Source organism: Streptomyces sp. NPDC043812 (assembly GCF_056436245.1).
The window spans coordinates 135,402-156,631 of sequence record NZ_JBWKCY010000005.1 but is presented as its reverse complement, the minus strand read 5'-3'; the positions used below and the strand labels follow the sequence as shown (position 1 = coordinate 156,631).

Annotated in this window: 21 protein-coding genes and 1 tRNA gene; 10 read left to right on the top strand and 12 right to left on the bottom strand. The window is 70.0% G+C overall.

Going from position 1 to position 21,230, the window contains the following annotated elements; all coding sequences use genetic code 11:
• The first annotated feature begins 33 nt into the window (after positions 1–33).
• Positions 34–1,020, top strand: coding sequence for a magnesium and cobalt transport protein CorA (locus AC067Z_RS09840; RefSeq protein ID WP_478788964.1), 987 nt, complete (start codon positions 34–36; stop codon positions 1,018–1,020).
• 18 nt (positions 1,021–1,038) lie between these two features.
• Here the strand turns inward: AC067Z_RS09840 and AC067Z_RS09835 are convergent, their stop codons facing one another.
• Entirely contained in the window at positions 1,039–1,824 is a 786-nt protein-coding gene (locus AC067Z_RS09835) for a ferritin-like domain-containing protein (protein ID WP_478788963.1), read from the bottom strand.
• Positions 1,825–2,028: 204 nt separating this feature from the next.
• Positions 2,029–3,078, bottom strand: coding sequence for an LLM class F420-dependent oxidoreductase (locus tag AC067Z_RS09830; protein ID WP_478788962.1), 1,050 nt, complete (start codon positions 3,076–3,078; stop codon positions 2,029–2,031).
• A gap of 130 nt (positions 3,079–3,208) precedes the next feature.
• Here AC067Z_RS09830 and AC067Z_RS09825 point away from each other — a divergent pair, with 130 nt between their 5' ends.
• Together AC067Z_RS09825 and AC067Z_RS09820 are read left to right on the top strand one after the other, a co-directional pair.
• Positions 3,209–4,192: an aldo/keto reductase gene (locus AC067Z_RS09825; protein ID WP_478788961.1), complete on the top strand. Its 984-nt coding sequence runs from the start codon at positions 3,209–3,211 to the stop codon at positions 4,190–4,192.
• Positions 4,189–6,360: a helix-hairpin-helix domain-containing protein gene (locus AC067Z_RS09820; protein ID WP_478788960.1), complete on the top strand. Its 2,172-nt coding sequence runs from the start codon at positions 4,189–4,191 to the stop codon at positions 6,358–6,360. Before AC067Z_RS09825 ends, AC067Z_RS09820 begins: the two co-directional genes overlap by 4 nt.
• 96 nt (positions 6,361–6,456) lie before the next feature.
• Here AC067Z_RS09820 and AC067Z_RS09815 read toward each other — a convergent pair whose 3' ends face one another.
• On the bottom strand, positions 6,457–7,116 hold the full coding sequence (locus AC067Z_RS09815) for a hypothetical protein (RefSeq protein ID WP_478788959.1): 660 nt from the start codon (positions 7,114–7,116) through the stop codon (positions 6,457–6,459).
• Positions 7,117–7,163: 47 nt separating this feature from the next.
• Between AC067Z_RS09815 and AC067Z_RS09810 the strand changes: the two genes are divergently transcribed.
• Positions 7,164–7,352 (top strand): DUF5703 family protein, encoded by a 189-nt coding sequence (locus AC067Z_RS09810; RefSeq protein ID WP_478788958.1) that lies wholly within the window; start codon positions 7,164–7,166, stop codon positions 7,350–7,352.
• Positions 7,353–7,468: 116 nt separating this feature from the next.
• Here the strand turns inward: AC067Z_RS09810 and AC067Z_RS09805 are convergent, their stop codons facing one another.
• From AC067Z_RS09805 to AC067Z_RS09795, 3 genes are all read right to left on the bottom strand, one after another.
• Positions 7,469–8,110, bottom strand: a complete 642-nt coding sequence (locus tag AC067Z_RS09805) for a chaplin (RefSeq protein ID WP_478788957.1) — start codon at positions 8,108–8,110, stop codon at positions 7,469–7,471.
• Positions 8,111–8,250: 140 nt separating this feature from the next.
• Entirely contained in the window at positions 8,251–8,484 is a 234-nt protein-coding gene (locus AC067Z_RS09800; RefSeq protein WP_478788956.1) for a chaplin, read from the bottom strand.
• A gap of 166 nt (positions 8,485–8,650) precedes the next feature.
• Positions 8,651–9,976 (bottom strand): M20/M25/M40 family metallo-hydrolase, encoded by a 1,326-nt coding sequence (locus AC067Z_RS09795; RefSeq protein ID WP_478788955.1) that lies wholly within the window; start codon positions 9,974–9,976, stop codon positions 8,651–8,653.
• 187 nt (positions 9,977–10,163) lie between these two features.
• Between AC067Z_RS09795 and AC067Z_RS09790 the strand changes: the two genes are divergently transcribed.
• The 3 genes from AC067Z_RS09790 to AC067Z_RS09780 all read left to right on the top strand — a co-directional run bounded on the left by AC067Z_RS09790 (position 10,164) and on the right by AC067Z_RS09780 (position 11,622).
• Positions 10,164–10,251 (top strand) — tRNA-Leu (locus AC067Z_RS09790).
• A 68-nt stretch (positions 10,252–10,319) separates the two neighbouring features.
• Entirely contained in the window at positions 10,320–10,646 is a 327-nt protein-coding gene (locus AC067Z_RS09785) for a DMT family transporter (protein WP_478788954.1), read from the top strand.
• A 31-nt stretch (positions 10,647–10,677) separates the two neighbouring features.
• The gene (locus tag AC067Z_RS09780; RefSeq protein WP_478788953.1) at positions 10,678–11,622 is read left to right on the top strand and encodes an RluA family pseudouridine synthase; all 945 of its coding nucleotides are present in this window, start codon (positions 10,678–10,680) and stop codon (positions 11,620–11,622) included.
• Here the strand turns inward: AC067Z_RS09780 and AC067Z_RS09775 are convergent.
• Together AC067Z_RS09775 and AC067Z_RS09770 are read right to left on the bottom strand one after the other, a co-directional pair.
• Complete coding sequence (locus AC067Z_RS09775; RefSeq protein ID WP_478788952.1) at positions 11,595–12,224, bottom strand: MBL fold metallo-hydrolase; 630 nt, start codon at positions 12,222–12,224, stop codon at positions 11,595–11,597. The genes AC067Z_RS09780 and AC067Z_RS09775 overlap by 28 nt on opposite strands.
• On the bottom strand, positions 12,224–13,309 hold the full coding sequence (locus AC067Z_RS09770; RefSeq protein WP_478788951.1) for an S-(hydroxymethyl)mycothiol dehydrogenase: 1,086 nt from the start codon (positions 13,307–13,309) through the stop codon (positions 12,224–12,226). The genes AC067Z_RS09775 and AC067Z_RS09770 overlap by 1 nt, the downstream gene beginning before the upstream one ends.
• Positions 13,310–13,518: 209 nt before the next feature.
• Between AC067Z_RS09770 and phsA the strand changes: the two genes are divergently transcribed.
• On the top strand, positions 13,519–15,381 hold the full coding sequence (gene phsA, locus AC067Z_RS09765) for an O-aminophenol oxidase PhsA (protein WP_478788950.1): 1,863 nt from the start codon (positions 13,519–13,521) through the stop codon (positions 15,379–15,381).
• An 83-nt stretch (positions 15,382–15,464) separates the two neighbouring features.
• Here the strand turns inward: phsA and AC067Z_RS09760 are convergent, their stop codons facing one another.
• Together AC067Z_RS09760 and AC067Z_RS09755 are read right to left on the bottom strand one after the other, a co-directional pair.
• On the bottom strand, positions 15,465–16,922 hold the full coding sequence (locus AC067Z_RS09760) for an amino acid permease (RefSeq protein ID WP_478788949.1): 1,458 nt from the start codon (positions 16,920–16,922) through the stop codon (positions 15,465–15,467).
• 225 nt (positions 16,923–17,147) lie between these two features.
• Positions 17,148–17,849, bottom strand: coding sequence for a FadR/GntR family transcriptional regulator (locus tag AC067Z_RS09755; RefSeq protein WP_478788948.1), 702 nt, complete (start codon positions 17,847–17,849; stop codon positions 17,148–17,150).
• A gap of 150 nt (positions 17,850–17,999) precedes the next feature.
• Between AC067Z_RS09755 and AC067Z_RS09750 the strand changes: the two genes are divergently transcribed.
• Entirely contained in the window at positions 18,000–18,509 is a 510-nt protein-coding gene (locus tag AC067Z_RS09750) for a gluconokinase (protein ID WP_478788947.1), read from the top strand.
• 39 nt (positions 18,510–18,548) lie between these two features.
• Positions 18,549–19,946, top strand: coding sequence for a GntT/GntP/DsdX family permease (locus tag AC067Z_RS09745; RefSeq protein ID WP_478788946.1), 1,398 nt, complete (start codon positions 18,549–18,551; stop codon positions 19,944–19,946).
• On the opposite strand, the gene AC067Z_RS09740 is transcribed toward AC067Z_RS09745, so the two are convergent.
• On the bottom strand, positions 19,932–20,594 hold the full coding sequence (locus tag AC067Z_RS09740; RefSeq protein ID WP_478788945.1) for a cytochrome b/b6 domain-containing protein: 663 nt from the start codon (positions 20,592–20,594) through the stop codon (positions 19,932–19,934). The genes AC067Z_RS09745 and AC067Z_RS09740 overlap by 15 nt on opposite strands.
• Complete coding sequence (locus AC067Z_RS09735; RefSeq protein WP_478789136.1) at positions 20,536–21,201, bottom strand: molybdopterin-dependent oxidoreductase; 666 nt, start codon at positions 21,199–21,201, stop codon at positions 20,536–20,538. Before AC067Z_RS09735 ends, AC067Z_RS09740 begins: the two co-directional genes overlap by 59 nt.
• Positions 21,202–21,230: the final 29 nt, after the last annotated feature.

Genomic DNA, 21,230 nt, shown 5'->3' with positions numbered 1-21,230 from the left:
TTATGTGGCCGACCGACGTGGAGAAATGCTCGGATGATCGTAGATTGCGCAATTTACCGTGCCGGACGCCGCACCGATGGGCCGTCCGACTTCTCCGATGCCCTGGAGGAGGCGAGGGCCACCGGTGACGCGTTCTTGTGGATCGGTCTGCACGAGCCGACGGCGGCCGAGTTCGACCATGTCGCCGAGGAGTTCTCACTGCATCCGCTGGCGGTGGAGGACGCCCTCAAGGCACACCAGCGGCCGAAGCTCGAGGTCTACGACGATTCACTGTTCGTGGTGCTCAAGCCGGTGGTGTACGAACCGAAGAGCGACACCGTCAGCGCCGGTGAACTCATGGTCTTCATAGGGGATTCGTTCGTGGTGACGGTCCGGCACGGCGAGGGCGCACCGCTGGGGGCCGTACGCGAGCGGCTGGAGGCCGAGCCGGGGGTGCTGCGCCACGGACCGACGGCCGTGCTCTACGCGATCAGCGACGCGGTCGTCGACCACTACATCGACGTCGCGGCCGAACTCCAGGTGGACCTGGAGGAGTTGGAGGCCGAGGTCTTCGCACCGGGCGGAAAGAAGGACGCCAGGAACCCGGCGAGCCGGATCTACACCTTCAAACGGCAAGTACTGGAGTTCCGCCGGGCGGCGGGTCCTCTCGCGGCGCCGATGGCACGGCTCGCGGGGGCGTCGGTGCCGTTCGTCCATGAGCACTCGCAGCCGTTCTTCCGGGACGTGAACGACCATCTGACGCGGGCGAACGAGCAGGTGGACGGCCTGGACCGGCTGCTGTCGGACATTCTGGCCGCCCATCTCGCGCAGATGGGCGTGCGGCAGAACGACGACATGCGCAAGATCTCGGCGTGGGCGGCCATGGCCGCTGTCCCCACCATGGTCGCGGGGATCTACGGGATGAACTTCGACCACATGCCGGAGACGCACTGGGCGTGGTCGTATCCGGCGGTGGTGCTGCTGATGGCGGGCGCGGTGTTCGGACTGCACCGGCTGTTCAAGCACCGGGGCTGGCTGTAGGCGCCGGCGGGGATCGGATCAGAACGCGGGGGCGGCGGCGGGCGGCCCGTCCAGGGCGCCGCGGCGCTCCGGCATCTTCAGCGAGACCATGCGGTGCCAGCCACCGAACCGTTCGTACGCGTACATCGCGTGGATGCCCGCGGCGAGGGCGGCCGACTTGGCCCGCGGCCACTGCAGCAGCCTGCCCATGTGGGACATCACCGCGAGGCTGACGTCACGGTAGATCCTGATCTCGCTCAGCGCGCTCTCGCGCAGCACCCGGTGGATCGTGCGGCCGTGGCCGGCGGCGGCGAGACGGAGCAACTCCTCGTGGCAGTAAGCCAGATGGTTGTCCTCGTCGCCGGAGATCATGTGGATCGCCCGGCCGACCTCGGGGTGGTCGCCGAAGTACTTCACCAGCATGATCATCTGGTCGGCGGCGCGCTGCTCGGTGACACGGCTGTGCGACAGATAGACGACGATGTCGTCCTCGGTCAGGGGTTCGTCCCGGCGCAGCTTGTCGTGCGCGAGGCCGATGCCGCTCTGCTCGAGCAGCCTCGTGTAGTCCGTCTCGGGCGGGACGGGCACGGGTTCGAGCTGCCGCTTCTTCAGCAGGGCGTTGAAGATCCGGCCGTGCTTGTCCTCGTCCGCGCCGTGCCGGGTGATCTTCGGGGCGAGGTGGCGCATGCTCTCGGGGACGAGGGCGGCGATCCGCGCGTTCTCCCAGCCGCCCTGGGTCTCGCCGCTGGCGGCGATGGAGCAGAACAGCCGGTAGCTGTCGTCGCTGTCGATGATCTCCTGGAAAAGACTTCGGGCCGAGAGCATGTCTGCCACCTCCGTCAAGGCGTCCGCAAAGAACGAGTCAAATGCGGGACGCCGAACGAGGCAACAGGTGGCGGGAGGAACGCGTCCGAATGGATGACGCGACGCACGGCACAGCGGCAGTAACCGCATGGCGGGTCGCGCGTTGTACCGCATGACGGCCGTGGCGGGGAAGACCCCCGAGCCCCCACCACGGCCGCAGACCTGTCAGGCGAGGCCGGCCCGCTCCAGGGCCTCGGTGCCGGCGCGCAGCGCGGTGATCCGCTCGTCGAGCGTGAAGCCGGCCGGGGCGAGGGTGAGGGTGGTGACCCCGGCCGCCGCGTACGCCTGCATCCGGTCGGCGATCCGCTCCACCGGGCCGAGCAGGGCCGTCTGGTCGATCAGCTGATGCGGGACCGCGGCGGCCGCGCCCGCCTTGTCGCCGTCCAGGTACTTGTCCTGGACCTCGGCGGCTTCCTTCTCGTAGCCCATGCGCTGGGCGAGCTGGTTGTAGAAGTTCTGCTTGCGGCTGCCCATGCCGCCGACGTAGAGGGCGGTGTACGGGCGGAACATGTCGGCCAGTCCGGTCACGTCGTCGCCGAGGGCGAGCGGCACGGTCGGACAGACGTCGAAGCCGTCCATCGTCTTCCCGGCCTTCTCGCGGCCCGCGCGGATGTGCTTGATCGCGGTGTCCTCGAGATGGTCCGCGGACGGGAAGATCAGCAGGGCCCCGTCGGCGATCTCGCCGGTCTGCTCCAGGTTCTTCGGGCCGATGGCGGCGATGTAGAGCGGGATGTGCTCGCGCTGCGGGTGGACGGTGAGCTTGATCGGCTTGCCGGGCCCGTCCGGGAGCGGCAGCGTCCAGTGCTCGCCCTCGTAGGAAAGGCGCTCGCGGGTCATCGCCTTGCGGACGATCTCGACGTACTCGCGGGTGCGGGCCAGCGGCTTGTCGAACTTGACGCCGTACCAGCCCTCGGAGACCTGCGGACCCGATACGCCGAGGCCGAGGCGGAAGCGTCCACCGGACAGCGAGTCGAGGGTGGCCGCGGTCATCGCGGTCATCGCGGGCTGACGGGCCGGGATCTGGAGGATCGCGGAGCCGACGTCGATCCGCTCGGTCTGGGCGGCGACCCAGCTGAGCACGGTGGGGGCGTCCGAACCATAGGCCTCGGCCGCCCAGCAGACGTCGTAGCCGAGCCTGTCGGCCTCCTGTGCGACGGCGAGGTTGTCGCCGTCCATCCCCGCACCCCAGTAGCCGAGGTTGATGCCGAGCCGCATAACCGCTCCCTCTTACTGATCAGTAACGTCCCTTTTCCGGGGACTCTAGCGCGGGTGCCGGGCATCCGGCAGGGGGAGGTTGTCCACAGGCTCTCTCGGCGTGGGCCCTTGGCCAGTAATCTCAGCGCCCATGGAGCAGAGGCATCTCGGCCGTACCGGCCTGCGTGTGTCCCGCATCGGGCTCGGCACCCTGACATGGGGCCGGGACACCGGTGAACACGACGCCGCCGACCAGTTGAAGGCGTTCTGGGAGGCGGGCGGGACACTGGTCGACACGGCCGACGTCTACTGCGGCGGGGATGCCGAGTATCTGCTGGGCCGGCTGGTCGAGCGGCTGGTGCCCCGGCACGACCTGGTCATTGCCACGAAGGCGGGAAGCGTGCCCGACCCCGACCGTCGCTTCGACGGCTCACGGGGACATCTGCTGGCCGCGCTCGACGCATCGCTGGAGAGGCTCGGGACGGACTACGTGGACCTGTGGCAGGTGCACGCCTTCGACCCGCACACCCCGCTGGACGAGACGCTCACGGCGCTCGACATCGCAGTCGCCACTGGGCGTGCGCGATACGCCGGCGTGTCGAACTTCTGCGGCTGGCAGCTCGCGAAGGCCGCGACCTGGCAGTTGTCCGCGCCGGGCGTGAGGACGCGTCTGGCCAGCACGCAGATGGAGTACTCGCTGCTGCAGCGCGGTGTGGAGCGCGAGGTACTGCCCGCGGCGCTCGACCTCGGGGTGGGGCTGCTGCCGTCGTCGCCGCTGGGGCGCGGGGTGCTCACCGGCAAGTACCGGGCGGCGACGCCGTCCGACTCGCGGGGGGCCTCGGACCACATGGCGCCGTTCGTCGAGCCGTATCTCGACGAGGCTGCGAGCCGCATCGTCGACGCGGTGGCGACGGCGGCGGACGGCCTCGCGGCGACACCGCTGGAGGTGGCTTTGGCGTGGGTCCGTGACCGCCCGGGCGTGGTGGCCCCGATCGTGGGCGCACGCAACGCGCAGCAGCTCACGGCGGCGTTGTCAGTGGAGGCGCTTAGTCTTCCTGACGAGATCTGCCAGGCGCTGGACGATGTTTCGGCGCCGGTGCACCGCTACCCCGACCAGGACTGGAGCACCCTGTGACCGCGCCGACCCCGGGGCCGCACCCCGACTCCGAGCCCGAGGCGACCGCGCGGGGCGACGCATCGTCGCCGGGTCCCGAGGAGTCTCCCCGTGCCGAGGCGCAGCCGCCCGGATCCGGACCTGCGCCGGAGGCCGATGCCGCCGATGCGGGGGCGGAGGATGCCGACGGAGCCGAGGGCGACGCCGAGGCCGCCCCGGCCGACGGGTCCGAAGGCCCGGAAGGCGTCGCCGCCGAAGGAGGGCCCAGCGAGGCCGAGGCCGAGATCACCGCGCAGCGGGAGTTGCGTGCGCGGATCGAGCAGCGGAAGGCCGAGCGGGACAAGCCCATCAAGAGCGGGACGAAGCTCAGCGGCAAGGCCGCCGATCTCCTCGCCGCCGTCCGGGCGGTGGAGAGCGGTGACGCGGCCGGCGGCGCCTTCTTCGACGAGGCACCGGCAGCACCTCGCCGGCCTGCGGCCGGCCCTGCCCCCGTGGCCCCCGCGAAGGCGGCACCCCCGCTGCCTCGGGAGGCCTCCCCCGAGACCGTCGACACCGTACGGGCCCTGCTGGCCAAGGGTGGCGCGCCCGAGCACCTCGCGGCACAGGTCGCCGAGGTGTTCGGCGAGTCCGCCGGGGACCGGCTGGCCGAGGACCCGTGGCAGTTGCTGGCCGTGCCCGGCGTCCGCCCGGAACAGGCCGACGGATTCGCGCGTGCCCTGCTGGGCGCGGAGTGCGGGCCGGACGACACGCGCCGGACGGTGGCGCTCGTGACCTGGCTGCTCGAGCGGGCCGCGCTGCAGGGGCACACCGCGCTGGATGCCTCCGCCGTCCGGACCGCCCTCGGCGAACGGCAGGTGACCGACGCGGACGAGGCGGTGCAGCAGGCCGTCGGCGACGGAGCCGTCCTGGTCTTCCAGGAGGGCGTGCCGGACGAGGCGGACGAGCAGGACGCCGCACCCGTGACGGTCCTCCTCGGCCTCGACCGGTATGCGATGGCCGAGGAGAGCCTCGCCGACGGCCTGGCCCGGCTGGTCAGGACGGGACCCTCGGACGAGTGGGAGGGACCAGAGCTGGTCCGTGCTGCCGGAGCGCACGGCCTTGTCGTGCACACCGGCGGCGAGGCCGCCCGCGCCGAGCCGGCCGCCCTGGTCGCGAAGGCTCGCGAGTTCGGACTGCGCGCCGCCGTCGCCACGCACTGCGAGAACGGCAGCCGACGGCTGGGGGCGGATGCCGGTGCCGTCACGGTCCCCGCCCTGCTCTCCGGCGCGGGCGGCCCCGGGCGGGACGAGGACGGGGCGCTCGCCCTCGACCTGCTGGTCGTTCTCGACGCTCCGCAGCTGGACGTGGAGACCGCGGCGGTGCTGGTCGAGTCGATGCCCGACGGCAGCCGGCTCGTGCTGAGCGGCGACCCCGGGGTGCTCGGGTCGGCGGGTGCGGGGCGGGTGTTCGCGGACATCCTTGCCTCCCGGGTGTGTCCGCAGATCGCCTCGCGTACGCCCGACCCCGGTCCGATCGGCGAGCTGGTGTCCGGCATCGGCATCGGGGAGCTGCAGCAGGTGGCGGCGCCCGGCAAGGAGGTCGTGATCGTCCCCGTGAGGGACGCCGGCGAGGCCGTGCACCGCACGGTGCAGCTGGTCGCCGACTCGGTCCCGCGTGCCATCGGCGTGCCGGCCGCGCAGACGCAGGTGATCACCGTCGGCCACGGTGGCTCAGCCGGCACGCGCGCGCTCAACACCGCGCTCAAGCAGCGGCTGAACCCCGGCCCGGGCCGGTTCGGCGGCTTCGACCCGGGTGATCGCGTCGCGCTGTCCCAGGGACCCGGCAGGACGTTGACGGGCACGGTGGTCTCGGCGGATGCCGACGGGCTGCATCTGGACTGCGACGGCACCCGGACCGTGGTCCCCAAGGAGCGGGTCGAGTCGTCGCTGCGCCACGGCTGGGCTCTGACGGCACACCAGGCCGCGGGGATGCGGTGGCCGGCCGCTGTGGTCGTGCTGCCGGGGGACGCCGCCCAGGGGCTGAGCCGACCGTGGGTGTACACCGCGTTCGGCCGCGGGGAGAGGCACCTGTCCGTGGTGCACGGTGTCGACCAGGCGCTCCCCCGTGCCGTGTCCGAGGTACTTGCCGCCGAGCGCACCACCCGGTTGCGCCCCCTGCTCGAAGGGCTGCTCGCGACGCCGGGGGCTTAGGGCGTGGACAAGGGCCCGGCCCGGTACGACGCGATGCGGTCGTACCGGGCCGGGCCGGCGGAGCTCGGGGCGGATCAGCTGAGGCCTCGCGCGGGGTCACGCCCGCTCGGCGGCGTCCTCCCCGTCCTCGGCCAGGTCGTCCTCGTCGAAGACGGCGCTGACGTCGAACCGGCACACGACCAGTTCGGGATCTGCCTGGTCGAACGGAACACTGAGCCATTCACCCGGTTCGGGCAGTTCGTCCGCTGCCGACACCCACAGCGTGGAGTCGCCCTCCTCAAGGCCGAATTCCTTGTGCCGGGAGGCGATTTCGTCCGGTTCGTACTCGCCGAAGAGCACGCCGAGCGCCGCGTGCACGCTCGCACCGACGACCGGTGCGTTCGCGGACCGGCTCTCCTCGTCCGGATCGACATCGGCGATGCGCTGCGCCTGGGCGAGCAGCCGCTGCGGCTCGATCACGGCGTAGTCGCGCCGGATCAGCACACTGAGGGCGTTCGGCTCCTCGGGGCCCGTGTACGGCGGCAGTGAGTCGTCGGCACCCGGGATCTCGAAGGGTGTCACCTCGTCGTAACGGTCGTAGAGCCGCTCGTCGTACGCCTCCGCCGCCGCGGCGAGCGCGTTGAAGGCGTCGAAGACGGCCGTGTCGTCCTCTCCCGTGCGGTTCTCGACCGCCTCGAGGTGGCGGTCCAGTGCGGCTTTGACCGCCTCCGCGGCGGCACGTACCTCGGCAGCGGTGGGCTGCGCAGCATCAGACATAGTGCAGACGCTATCCGTACCGGGCCGCTGCCCGCACAATAGATGCGATGCCGGAATACGAATTTGTCGACGTGTACGTGCCGCGCGGGGTCTCCCGCAACGAAGCGACCCGTCTGCTGACCGACCATGCCGAGTACGGACACTGGGAGTTGGACCGACTGACGCTGCACCGGGACGGGAGCCGCCGCGTGCGGTTGCGCCGGCGCATCATCCGCCAGGTGCGCGCCACCTGGTGAACCGGCGGCCGGGCTCACAGGACGAGCCCGGCCGAAGGACGAGGAGAAGCGAAGAAGGAGCGGGCCCGTTCTGTGCGGGACCCGCTCCTTCCCTGTGACCACCGAAGCGGAACCGATCAGGCCGCGGCCCGGGAGCGACGGTAGAGAAGCGCACCGGCGAGCAGCAGCCCGACGCCGGCCGGCGCGAGCACGTCGACCGCGTCGACGCCGGTCACGGCGAGCTGGGTACCGGGGATGTTCCGCTCGCCCCCCTGACTCTTCGGGGGCTCCGGAGTCTGCGGAGTGCCGGGCTCGCCCGGGGTCTCCGGCTGCTCGGGATTCCCCGGGTGCCCGGGCGTCGAAACGTTCGCGCATTCGTTGCCGAGCGACGGGTTGAGAAGTCCACCGATCGTGACGCTGTTCCCGCACGCGTTGACGGGGACGTCGATCGGCACCTGGACGTTGTTGCCGGAGCCCACGCCGGGAGAGTTGCTCGTTTTACCGCCGGCGTGACTGCCCGCCCCGGAGTGCCCGTCGGACACATTGGCGCATTTGTTTCCCATGGAGGGATTCAGAAGTCCGACGACGTCCACGGTGTTTCCGCAGAGGTTCACCGGAGCGTGCACCGGAGCCTGAACCGAATTCCCGGACAGTACGCCCGGCGAATTCGACGCGCCGCCCTCGGCTCCCGAGTCCGCGTGCGCATAACCTCCGCCGAGCGCGAGTACGCCACCCGCGGCTGCCACGGAGATCAGACCTTTGCGCGTGACCTGTCGCATGTGTTGATGCCCTGCCTTCCAGCTTTCAGGAATGCCCCGGTGTATGCCCGGGGTGGAAGACCGGGCGGCTCCGGAGTGCATGGCACGCACTCCGGAGCCGCCCGGAAGTAACCCGGACCCTCGCGGGTCGAGTCAGAACGTCACACGTTGGCGCACTTGTTGCCGAAGGCGGGGTTCAGCAGAGCGATCACGTTGACCGTGTTGCCGCACACGTTCACCGGCACGTGGATGGGCGCCTGGACGACGTTGCCCGAGAGCACGCCGGGGGACTTGACGGCAGCACCATGGGCGCCGGAGTCAGCCATGGCCACACCCGCACCCGCGAGCACCAGACCGCCAGTGGCAGCCGCAGCAGCGACGACCTTCTTGATCATTATTCCTCCTTGTTGGCAAATACGGCCCCAGCCGCGGACCGCATCACCTGTAACGAGGAGGGAGCACGGTGGCTACTGACTGAAACCCCCATTCACTCTTTCCAGTCAACCGTGCACACGCTGACGATTAGTGGGAGCGTCCTTCAATCGGCCCGGTCCCCGGCATTCAGCACTGGTCGAGGAATCGGTCGAGCACGCGGACCCCGAACTTCAGACCGTCGACGGGAACCCGCTCGTCGACCCCGTGGAACATGCCCGCGAAGTCCAGCTCCGGCGGCAGCTTCAGCGGCGCGAAGCCGAAGCAGCGGATACCGAGATCGTCGAAGGACTTGGCGTCGGTGCCGCCCGAGAGCATGTAGGGCACGGCGCGCGCGATCGGGTCCTCGGCCCTGAGCGCCACCTGCATGGCGTCCACCAGGGCGCCGTCGAAGCTGGTCTCCAGGGCCTTGTCGCCGTGGACGTCCTCGCGCTTGACCCGCGGGCCGAGCAGCCGGTCGAGATCGGCCAGGAACTCGTCCTCGTAGCCGGGCAGGAAGCGCCCGTCCACGTGCGCGGTCGCCTGGCCGGGGATGACGTTCACCTTGTAGCCCGCGCCGAGCATGGTCGGGGCGGCGGAGTTGCGCAGCGTGGCGCCGACCATCTTCGCGATGCCGCCGAGCTTGGCGAGTGTGGCGTCCATGTCCTCGGGGTCGAGCGGGGTGCCCAGCGCGTCGGACAGCTCGTCGAGGAAGGACCGCACGGTCTTGGTGACCCTGACCGGCCACTGGTGGCGGCCCAGCCGGCCGACGGCCTCGCACAGCTCGGTGATGGCGTTGTCGTTGTTCGTCATCGAGCCGTGGCCGGCCGTGCCCTCGACCGTCAGGCGCATCCAGTGCATGCCCTTCTGGGCTGTCTCCACCAGATACAGCCGCAGGTTCTCGTTGACGGTGAACGAGAAGCCGCCGACCTCGCCGATCGCCTCGGTGACGCCCTCGAAAAGGTCCGGATGGTTGTCGACCAGATGGCGCGCGCCGTAGGTACCGCCCGCCTCCTCGTCCGCGAGGAAGGCGAGCACGACGTCCCGCGGCGGCTTGCGGCCGCTGCGCAGCCGGTCACGAACGACCGCCAGCGTCATCGCGTCCATGTCCTTCATGTCCACCGCGCCTCGGCCCCAGACGCAGCCGTCCGCGATCTCGCCGGAGAAGGGGTGGTGGGTCCAGTCGTCGGCGTTCGCCGGTACCACGTCGGTGTGGCCGTGGATGAGCAGCGCCGGGCGGGACGGGTCCTCGCCCTCGATCCGGGCGACGGTGGACGCCCTGCCCTTGTGCGACTCGATGATCTGCGGCTCCAGGCCCACCTCGGCGAGCTTCTCGGCGACGTACTCGGCGGCGGCGCGTTCGCCGGGGCCGGAGTGGTCGCCGTAGTTGCTGGTGTCGATCCGGATCAGCTCACGACAGAGGTCGACAACCTCGTCCTCGCCCGAGACGCTCCGGGCCGTGTTCGACTCGCTCACGCTGATTCCTCCCACTGTCGCTGCTGGTGGTCCACCTTCATCCTCCCGCCATCGTGCCTCGTTGCCCAAGGGCGGCCCTCGGCCGTCACAGCCCGTTCACGGCCCTCGGGGGTGTGATCGGGGGGTGCCGAATGTTTGCTATGGTTTTCCACGTCGGAACGGCCCAGGGCCGCGAGACAGACACCTTGTCCGGGTGGCGGAATGGCAGACGCGCTAGCTTGAGGTGCTAGTGCCCTTTATCGGGCGTGGGGGTTCAAGTCCCCCCTCGGACACCAAACAAGATCCCCACGGCTTCCGTGGGGATCTTTGTGTTTCCCGACTCTTCGTACCGAGGGTGGCACTGATGGGAATCGTTCTGGTGGCGGGCGCCATCGTCTCCGAGGTGATCGGCACTCTGGCGCTGCGGGCCTCGCACGGGCTGAGCCGGCTCGGTCCGAGCGTGCTGGTCGTCGTCGGCTACGCCACGGCGTTCGTCCTGCTCGCGCAGGCGCTCAAGACCCTGAACGTGGGCCCGGTGTACGCGGTCTGGTCAGGGGTGGGCACCGTGGGGGCGTTCATCGGCGGGGTACTGCTCTTCGACGAGCCGATGAAGCCCGCGACGGTGATCGGCGTCGCCCTGGTGATCATCGGGGTGGCCGTGATGTACCTCGGCGGCGGGATGGAGCACTGAGCTGCGGCGGGGCTCGTCGTGGAGCCGGGACATGAGCAGGCGCCGCAGGACGGCACCGGAGGCACCACTCCCCCAGCGCGACGGCATCGACCCCGTTCGGCTGAGGCTGCCCGCGGACCCGGACGGCGAGTGGGCGACGGTCCGTGATCATCTGCTGGCGCGCTACGGCAACGCGATCGGCGCCGAGCAGGTGGACGCGATGGTCCGCGACGGGCGCTTCGTCACCGCCGACGGCCCGGTCACCGCGGACGAGCCGTTCTCGGAGGGCCGTCATGTCTGGTTCCACCGGGACTTCCCGCCGGAGGAGCGGGTGCCCTTCGAGATCGGGATCGTGCACCGCGACGATCACCTCGTGGTGGCCGACAAGCCGCACTTCCTCGCCACGATGCCGCGCGGGAGCCACGTCACGGAGACGGCACTGGCCCGGTTGCGGCGCGATCTCGAGCTGCCGCGACTGCAGCCTGCCCACCGCCTCGACCGGCTGACGGCCGGCCTGGTGCTGTTCGTCGTACGGCCCGGCGATCGGGGCGCCTACCAGACGATGTTCAGAGACCGGCGGGTGCACAAGGAGTACGAGGCCCTGGCCTGCCACGATCCGGGCGTCCGGCTGCCGCGGACGGTGCGCAGCCGGATCGTGAAGGAACGCGGGGTGCTCGCCGCCCGGGAGGAGCCGGGCGAGCCGAACAGCGAGAGCCGCATCGAGCTGGTCGAGGAGCGCGAGGGGCTCGGCCGGTACCGGCTGCTGCCGCGTACCGGCCGGACCCATCAGCTGCGTGTGCACATGAACGCGCTGGGGCTGCCGATCCTGGACGACCCGTTGTATCCGGTGGTGCTCCCGGAGGGGCCGGAGGACTTCTCGCGGCCGCTGCAACTGCTGGCGCGGACGCTGGAGTTCATCGACCCCGTCACCCGGGAGCCGCGGCGGTTCGAGAGCGGGCTGGAGCTCGCTCAGTGGCCGCGGTCGATCCACTCCTGAAGGTGCGGAGCCTCGGCGGCGATCGTCGTCGACTCGCCGTGGCCGGTGCGCACGACCGTTTCGGGCGGCAGGACGAGCAACCGTTCCCGGATCGATCCGATGATCGTCGGGAAGTGCGAGAACGACCGGCCGGTGGCGCCGGGGCCGCCCTGGAAGAGGGTGTCTCCGGTGAACACGGTGGTGAGGGAGGGAGCGTGGAGGCAGACGGCACCCGGGGCGTGCCCCGGTGTGTGCAGCACGGTCAGTTCGGTGCCGGCGACGGTGAGCGTCTGTGCGTCGGTGAGTTCGCCGTCGGGTGCGCGTTCGGGATGCGTCTGCTTCCACAGCGGCAGGTCGTCGGGGTGCAGCAGGATCGGTGCACCGGTGGCGGCGGCGAGGGCCGGGGCGGCATCGATGTGGTCGTTGTGCGCGTGGGTGCAGACGATGGCGCGCAGTGCCCGGCTGGCCAGGGCTGCCTCGATCGCGGCGGCGTCGTGGGCGGCGTCGATGACGATCGCCTCGTGGTCGTCGCCGACGATCCAGACGTTGTTGTCGACGTCCCAAGTGCCGCCGTCGAGGGAGAACGTGCCGGAGGTGACCAGGTGGTCGATGCGGACGGCCATCAGAAGACCACCACCGAACGGAGCACGTCGCCCTCGTGCATGCGGGCGAAGGCCTTCTCGACGTCACCGAGTCCGATGGTCTCGGTGACGAACGCGCCGAGGTCGATGCGGCCCTGTTGGTGCAGCCCGATGAGCATCGGGAAGTCGCGGGACGGCAGGCAGTCGCCGTACCAGGACGACTTGAGTGCGCCGCCGCGGCCGAAGACGTCCAGCAGGGGCAGTTCGAGCTTCATGTCGGGGGTGGGCACGCCGACGAGCACGACCGTGCCGGCCAGGTCGCGGGCGTAGAAGGCCTGTGCGTACGTCTCCGGACGGCCGACGGCCTCGATGACGACGTCCGCGCCGAAGCCGCCGGTGAGCTCGCGGATGGCCTCGACCGGGTCGGTGGAGCGGGAGTTGACGGTGTGGGTGGCGCCCATCTTCCGCGCCGTGGCCAGCTTGCGGTCGTCGATGTCGACGGCGATGATCGTCGCCGCGCCGGCCAGCCGTGCGCCGACGACGGCTGCGTCGCCGACTCCGCCGCAGCCGATGACGGCGACGCTGTCGCCGCGGCCGACCGCCCCGGTGTTGACGGCGGCGCCGATGCCGGCCATGACTCCGCAGCCGAGCAGGCCGGCGACGGCCGGGGAGACGGCCGGGTCGACCTTGGTGCACTGGCCCGCGGCGACGAGCGTCTTCTCGGCGAAGGCACCGATACCGAGGGCCGGTGCGAGCTCCGTGCCGTCGGTCAGGGTCATCTTCTGGCTCGCGTTGTGGGTGTCGAAGCAGTACCAGGGCCTGCCGCGCAGACAGGCCCGACAACTGCCGCACACCGCACGCCAGTTGAGGATCACGAAGTCGCCGGGCGCGACGTCGGTGACGCCGTCGCCGACCGATTCGACGACACCGGCGGCCTCGTGGCCGAGCAGGAAGGGGAACTCGTCGTTGATCCCGCCCTGCTTGTAGTGCAGATCGGTGTGGCAGACCCCGCAGGCCTGCACCTTCACCACGGCCTCTCCAGGCCCCGGGTCGGGGATCACGATCGTCTCGACCCGTACCGGCTCGTTCTTCCCGGGTGCGATCACACCGTGCACCTGCTGCGGCATTCCGGAACCTGCCCTTCGTCGATGTGGCGTCATTCCACTATGACTGTCACGGCGGCGCGCCGCGATGGCTCGATCGGCATGCCGCGCGCCGTTCTCGGCGGGTGGTTTCGGTCAGATGGCCCGCATACGGCAACTGGGGGCGAACGGGGCGGGTCCTCTCGGGTGCAGGAGGGTTCCACGCACGAAGAGCTGTACGGGGGGAGAGAACCTTGACCGAGATCATCGAGCGCATCGCGGACGGGACCGGGGCGGCACGGGGGCGGTGCCCGGGGCCCGACGGCGGACTGACGCCGTACACCGACCCGTTGACCGTTCCGCCGGTGCTGCGGCCCGAGGTGGCCGATGTGCGGCACGAGATCGAGATCGCGCTGCGTCCCACCTGGGTGCGGATGCACTCGCAGTTGCCGCCGACGCTGATGTGGGGCTACGACGGCCGGGTACCGGGCCCGACCATCGAGGTGCGGCGCGGGCAGCGGATCCGGATCGCCTGGACCAACCGTGTGCCGCGGGGCAGCGAGTACCCGGTGACCGCGGTGGAGGTCGGTCCGGTGCCGGCCGGGCAGCCGCTGCCGCACAACCGGCCGGGACGCGAGGGAGTGAAGCCCGACGAGAACGTGGCCGCGCTGCCCGCCTGGTCGGTCACGCATCTGCACGGTGCGCAGACCGGCGGCGGCAACGACGGCTGGGCGGACAACGCGGTCGCCTTCGGCGACGCGCAGCTGTCGGAGTATCCGAACGACCACCATGCCGTGCAGTGGTGGTACCACGACCACGCCATGAACATCACGCGGTGGAACGTGTACGCCGGTCTGGTGGGCACCTATCTCGTCCGCGACGACGAGGAGGACGCGCTGGGTCTTCCGTCCGGGAAGCGGGAGCTCCCGCTGATCCTCGCCGACCGCAATCTCGACACCGACGAGGACGGACGCCTCAACGGCAGGCTGCTGCACAAGACGTCCGTGCTGATTCCGAGTCACCCGGAGACGGGCAAGCCTGTGTCGCTGCCGTTCCTGGGACCGTATTCCACGGTGAACGGCACGATCTGGCCGCACCTGGACGTGGACGACGCCTGGTACCGCTTCCGGCTGGTGAATGCGTCCAACGCACGGATCTACAACCTCGTGCTCGTCGACGAGGACGACAATCCGGTGCCCGGTGCGGTGCGGCAGATCGGCAGCGACGGCGGGCTGCTGCCGCGGCCGGTGCCGGTGGATTTCGAGGAACCGCTGACCGTGGCCCCGGCCGAGCGCTTCGACCTGCTCATCGACTTCCGCGCGCTGGCGGGGCGGCGGGTGCGGCTGGTGAACAAGGGGCGCAACACCCCGGCGGGTGTGCCGGACCTCGCGGACAGCGTGCCGTATCCGCAGGTGATGGAGTTCCGGGTGCGCGAGACGTGCGAGCCGGACCCGTTCGTGCTGCCCGAGGTGCTGTCGGGTTCGTTCCGGCGCTACGACCACGATCTGGTCGACCACGGTCACCGGCTGATCGTGCTGACACCGCCGCAGACGGTGGGCGGCGGCGGTCATCCGGAGATCTGGGAGATGGCGGAGCTGAAGGACGTCGATGTCTCCCTGCCCGCGGAGGGCGTGATCCAGGTACAGGGTGCGGACGGCAAGCTGCGGACCTACCGGCGCACATCGCGGACGTTCAACGACGGGCTCGGCTTCACCATCGGCGAAGGCGCGTACGAGCAGTGGTCGTTCCTCAACCTGGGCGCGCCCGTCCACCCGATGCACATCCATCTCGCGGACTTCCAGGTGATGAGCCGCGAGGCGTACCGGGTCGAGGGCTTCGATCCCGAACTCGGCGGGACGCGGACTCCGGTCGTCCTCGACCCGGAGCGCACGATCCCGGTGCCGCCGAACGAGCGGGGCTGGAAGGACGTATTCCGGGTGACCGCGGCGGAGCTGGTGAAGGTGATGGGCCGGTTCGACGGGGCACACGGCCGGTTCATGTACCACTGCCATCTGCTCGAGCACGAGGACATGGGGATGATGCGGCCGTTCGTGGTGATGCCGCCGGAGGCGCTGAAGTTCGACCACGGCGGCGGCCACGGCGGGCACCACGGCTGATACGGCGGAGACCGGGATACGGCAGGGCCCCCGCGGGACGAGTCCCGCGGGGGCCCTGCCGTGTGCGTACGACGGCCGGGAGGTCAGGCGTCCTGACGCTCGTCCGAGATGCTCTTGACCCGTCCGCGGACCAGGTACCAGCCGCCGACCAGCGCGGCCGCGATCAGCGGCAGGCAGTTGACGGTGGTGCGGCTGATGCCGCCGTCCATCCACATGAGGACGAGGACGGACGCCAGGAAGAGGATGGTGATGATCTGCGTGTACGGCGCCCAGGGAAGCTGGTAGCCGGGGCGGGTGACCCGGCCGTCCTGGGAGCGGTGCCAGAAGAGCAGCGAGCAGACCATGATCATCGACCAGGTGCCGATGATGCCGATGGAGGCGAAGTTCAGCACCAGCTCGAACGCCTCGCCGGGCATGACGTAGTTGAGCACGACGCCGAGGACACCGAACGCGGCGGTGAGGAGGATGCCGCCGTAGGGCACGCCGCCCCGGTTCATCACGCCGGTGAACTTGGGCGCGGAGCCGGACATCGACATGGAGCGCAGGATGCGGCCGGTGGAGTAGAGGCCGGAGTTCAGGCTGGACAGGGCGGCGGTGAGGACGACGAGGTTCATCACGCCGGCCGCGCCGGGGATGCCGAGCTTGTCGAAGACGGTGACGAACGGGCTCTGGTCGCCGGAGTAGGCGGTGTACGGCAGCAGCAGCGCGAGCAGCACGACCGAACCGACGTAGAAGAGGCCGACCCGCCACATGATCGAGTTGATCGCCTTCGGCATGATCTTCTCGGGGTTCTCGGTCTCGCCGGCGGCGACGCCGCACAGCTCGACGGAGGCGTAGGCGAAGACGACGCCCTGGATCAGCAGCAGCATCGGCATCACACCACTCGGGAAGATGCCGCCGTTGTCCCCGATGGTCGCGAGACCCGGAGTGTGGCCGCCGATGTCGTGCGAGGTCACGATGAGGAAGATGCCGATGAGCATGAAGACGACCAGCGCGGCGACCTTGATGATCGCGAACCAGAACTCCATCTCACCGAAGTACTTCACCGAGATGAGGTTGGCGGTGAGGACCACGGCGAGGGCGATCAGTGCCAGCACCCACTGCGGGATGTCACTGAACATGGCCCAGAAGTGCGCGTAGGTGGCTGCCGCGGTGATGTCGGCGATGGCGGTCGTCGACCAGTTGAGGAAGTACAGCCAGCCCGCCGTGTAGGCACCCTTCTCGCCCATGAACTCACGCGCGTAGGAGACGAAGGCGCCGGAGGAGGGGCGGTAGAGGACCAGCTCACCGAGCGCGCGGACGACGAAGAAGGCGAAGACGCCGCAGACCGCGTAGGCGATGAAGAGGGAGGGGCCCGCGTTGGCCATGCGGCCACCGGCTCCGAGGAAGAGTCCCGTACCGATGGCGCCGCCGATGGCGATCATGTTGATGTGCCGCGACTTGAGGTCCTTGCGGTACCCGGCGTCTCCGGCGTCGACGTGGGAGGCGCCGGTCGCTGCGGCGACAGGCGTATCGGCCGCAGCCATGGTGCGGTCACTCATAGAGATGTTCGCCTTCGTGAGGGGGTGTGCGGTACCCGGCCGTACTGCCGGTGGCGTTGTCGGCCGCGTGGGGGGGGTGATCACCGCGGCTCAGCCTCGGGGCGCGTCGGCCCAAAGGTCATAGTCGGGGTGCCCCTGGGATTTTGGCAGTGGCCAACCTCACTCAGATACAGATCTGAGGTATTTCAGAGGTTTCGACAAGGTGAAGCAAGGATGGCAGGCGCCTCAGGGGGCGAGGACGTCCAGCTCTTCGAGGGCGCCGGCAGCGATCTCCCTCGTAAGTTGCTCGGCACGGGCGGCGTCGCCTTCGCGAACGGCTTCGGCGAGCTGCACATGCAGTGTCACGGCCGCCGGATCGGGGTCGTCGAACATCACGTGGTGGTGGGTCCGGCCGGCCAGGACCTCGGCGACGACATCGCCGAGCCGGGCGAACATCTCGTTGCCGGAGGCGTTGAGAACGACGCGATGGAAGGCGATGTCGTGCTTGAGGTAGCCCTCCAGCTGGTGGCCGCGCGAGGTGGCGACCATGCCGAGCGCTTCCTCGGTGAGGGCGGCGCACTGCTCGGGGGTGGCGTTCACCGCGGCGAGCGAGGCCGCGACCGGTTCGATCGCGGATCGCAGCACGGTCAGCGAGCGCAGCTGGCGGGGACGGTCGGAACCGGCGAGGCGCCAGCGGATGACGCGGGGGTCGTAGACGTTCCACTCCTCGGCGGGGCGCACGGTCACACCGACTCGGCGCCGTGATTCCACGAGGTGCATGGACTCCAGGACCCTGACCACTTCACGGACGACGGTGCGCGACACGTCGAAACGCTGGGCGACCTCGTCGGTACGCAGCACACTCCCCTGCAGATACTCGCCCGCGGTGATCGCAAGACCGAGGGTGTCGAGCACATGCGTGTGGAGCCCTCGGCCTTCTGTGGTCATGGGCAAAGCCTACGGGGCGTGGATCACCTCACCCGGCAGGGAACAAAAGTATGACGTTTATGTCTCGCACTCTTGAATACGTCATACCTAATGGGTTTCAGTAGCGCGACGGACCGATGTCGGATGTCGACGAAGACAGCGAGGCACGTAATGAGCACCCCCCACGTCGTTGTGGTGATGGGCGTGGCAGGGACCGGCAAGACCACGATCGGCCCCCTGCTCGCCGACACACTGGGCGTCCCGTACGCCGAGGGCGACGACTTCCACCCCCCGGCCAACATCGCCAAGATGTCGGCAGGCACTCCGCTGGACGACGAGGACCGCTCCCCCTGGCTGGATGCCATCGGCGAGTGGGCCCACCAGCGGGCGGGCCTCGGCGGGGTGGTGTCCAGCTCGGCGCTCAAGCGCGTGTACCGCGACAGGCTGCGGGCAGCCGCGCCCGGAGCCGTCTTCCTGCACCTCACCGGTGACCGTGCGCTCATCGAGCGGCGGATGTCGGAGCGCACGGGCCACTTCATGCCCACCGCGCTGCTCGACTCGCAGTTCGCCACGCTCCAGCCGCTGGGGGACGACGAGGCAGGCGTCGCCGTCGATGTGTCCGGATCCCCCGAGGAGATCACCGAACGGGCCGTCGCCGCACTGCGCCGGCTCGAAGGCTGACCCGGTCCCTCTCTCCCCTCCCCCTGACAAGGAATCACCGTGACCAGTTTCAGCGTCGAGACGCTGGCAGCGGACGTCGTCGAGCCGATCACCTCGGCGGGCGACGCCCAGCTGGGCATCGCCGTCCTCGCCGGCATCGCCGTCATCGTCCTGCTCATCACCCGGTTCAAGATGCACGCGTTCCTGGCCCTGACCATCGGGTCGCTCGCGCTCGGCGCGTTCGCCGGTGCACCGCTCGACAAGGCCATCGTCTCGTTCACCACCGGTCTCGGCACCACCGTCGCGGGCGTGGGTGTGCTCATCGCGCTCGGCGCGATCCTCGGCAAGCTGCTCGCCGACTCCGGCGGCGCCGACCAGATCGTCGACACGATCCTCGCCAAGGCGGGCGGGCGCGCGATGCCGTGGGCGATGGTGCTGATCGCCTCGATCATCGGTCTTCCGCTGTTCTTCGAGGTCGGCATCGTCCTGCTGATCCCCGTAGTGCTGATGGTCGCCAAGCGCGGCAACTACTCGCTGATGCGGATCGGCATCCCGGCGCTGGCCGGTCTGTCCGTGATGCACGGGCTCATCCCGCCGCACCCCGGACCGCTGGTCGCGATCGACGCCATCGGCGCCAACCTGGGTGTCACCCTCGCCCTCGGCCTGGTCGTCGCGATACCGACGGTGATCATCGCAGGGCCGGTGTTCTCGAAGTACGCCGCGCGCTGGGTGGACATCCCCGCGCCCGAGAAGATGATCCCTCAGCGCGCCTCCGACGACCTGGAGAAGCGCCCGAGCTTCGCGGCCACCGTCGCCACCGTCATGCTGCCCGTCGTCCTGATGATGGCGAAGGCCCTCGTCGACATCGTCGTGGACAACCCCGAGCACGGCGTCCAGCGGGTCGCGGACGTCATCGGCTCGCCGCTGATCGCCCTGCTCGCCGCAGTGATCGTCGGCATGTTCACGCTCGGCCGCGCCGCCGGATTCACCAAGGAACGTCTCTCCTCGACCGTCGAGAAGTCGCTCGTCCCCATCGCGGGAATCCTGCTGATCGTCGGTGCGGGCGGCGGCTTCAAGCAGACGCTGATCGACATCGGTGTCGGCCAGATGATCCTGGACCTCTCCGAGAACTGGGCCATCCCGACGCTGCTGCTCGCCTGGCTGATCGCGGTGGCGATCCGGCTCGCGACCGGCTCCGCGACCGTCGCCACCATTTCTGCGGCCGGTCTCGTCGCACCCCTCGCCGCCGACATGTCGACCTCGCACGCGGCACTGCTGGTACTCGCGATCGGTGCGGGTTCGCTGTTCTTCAGCCACGTGAACGACGCCGGCTTCTGGCTGGTGAAGGAGTACTTCGGCATGACCGTCGGACAGACGATCAAGACCTGGTCGGTGATGGAGACCATCATCTCGGTCGTCGGCATCGCCATGGTGCTGCTGTTGTCACTCGTCCTCTAGCCACTTCGGATGGTGGTCCCTCGACCACCGGCGCTCGACCGACCCGGTACGCATACCCCTGCGTGCCTCCGGGTCGGCGAGCGCCATTCCGATATGGCCGACGATCACGATGCCGACCGCCAGCGACAGCCAGTCGTGCACGAACGTCGCGCTCGTGCGCCACACCAGCGGGGCAAGGTCGGTGAACCACATCAGCAGTCCTGTGCCGAGCATCACGAGCACGGCGCCGGCGATCCAGGCGGCGTAGATCTTCTGTCCCGCGTTGAACTTCCCCGCCGGTCGGGACGAGAGCCGACGGTCCCGGCGGCGTACGGCACGCAGCCACTCCCGGTCGTGCGGGGCGAAGCGGTTGAGCCTGCGCAGGTCCGCGCGGAAGGCACGGGAGAAGAGGCCGAGCAGGAACGGTGCGGGGAGCAGGAGCCCCGACCACTGGTGGACGGTGACCACCAGGTAGCGGCGGCCGACCAGTTCGGCGATCTGGGGGACGTACAGGGCCGCGGCCGTCACGATGCACAGCAGCATCAGCGCGGCGGTGGTGCGGTGCACCCAGCGCTCGGCGCGGCTGAACCTCCGTACACGCGGGGGCTTCTCAGACGGTGGGCGCGTCGTCGCGGCCGTTGGACCGGCCGACCCAGGCGTCGACGTCATAGCCTCGCTCCTCCCAGTACCCGGGGTCGACCTCGGAGGTCAGGGAGATCCCGGAGAGCCACTTGGCCGACTTGTAGAAGTACATCGGTGCGACATAGAGGCGGACCGGGCCGCCGTGGGAGTGACTGACGGGCTTGTCCTGCATCCGCAGGGCGACCAGCACATCGTCGCGTCGGGCCTGGGAGAGGGTCAGGCTCTCGCTGTATGTGCCGTCGAAGCAGGTGAAGCGGATGGCCCGGGCCTCGGGCCGGACACCCGCCGCGTCCAGCAGCCGTGACAGCGTCACCCCCTCGAAGGGGGTGACGGGCACACGCCACCCGGTCACGCACTGCACATCACGCACGATCCGGGTCTGGGGCATGGCACGCAGATCGGCGAGGGTGTACGTGGCCGGCCGCTCGACCAGTCCGTCGACGGTGAGGCGGTAGTTCTGCGCGTTCCTGCGCGGGACGGACGTGGCCACCGAGTAGTAGCGGAAGCCACCGCCATTGGGCAGCAGCCCGGTGAGCCCGGTCGGGTCCTTGTCCGCCGCCGATCCCAGGAACGACTCGAGCCCGCGCTGCAGATAGGGCGCGGCGGCGACCCCGGCGGCGCCGGCACCGAGCATCCCGAGCACCAGACGCCGCCCGACGGGCG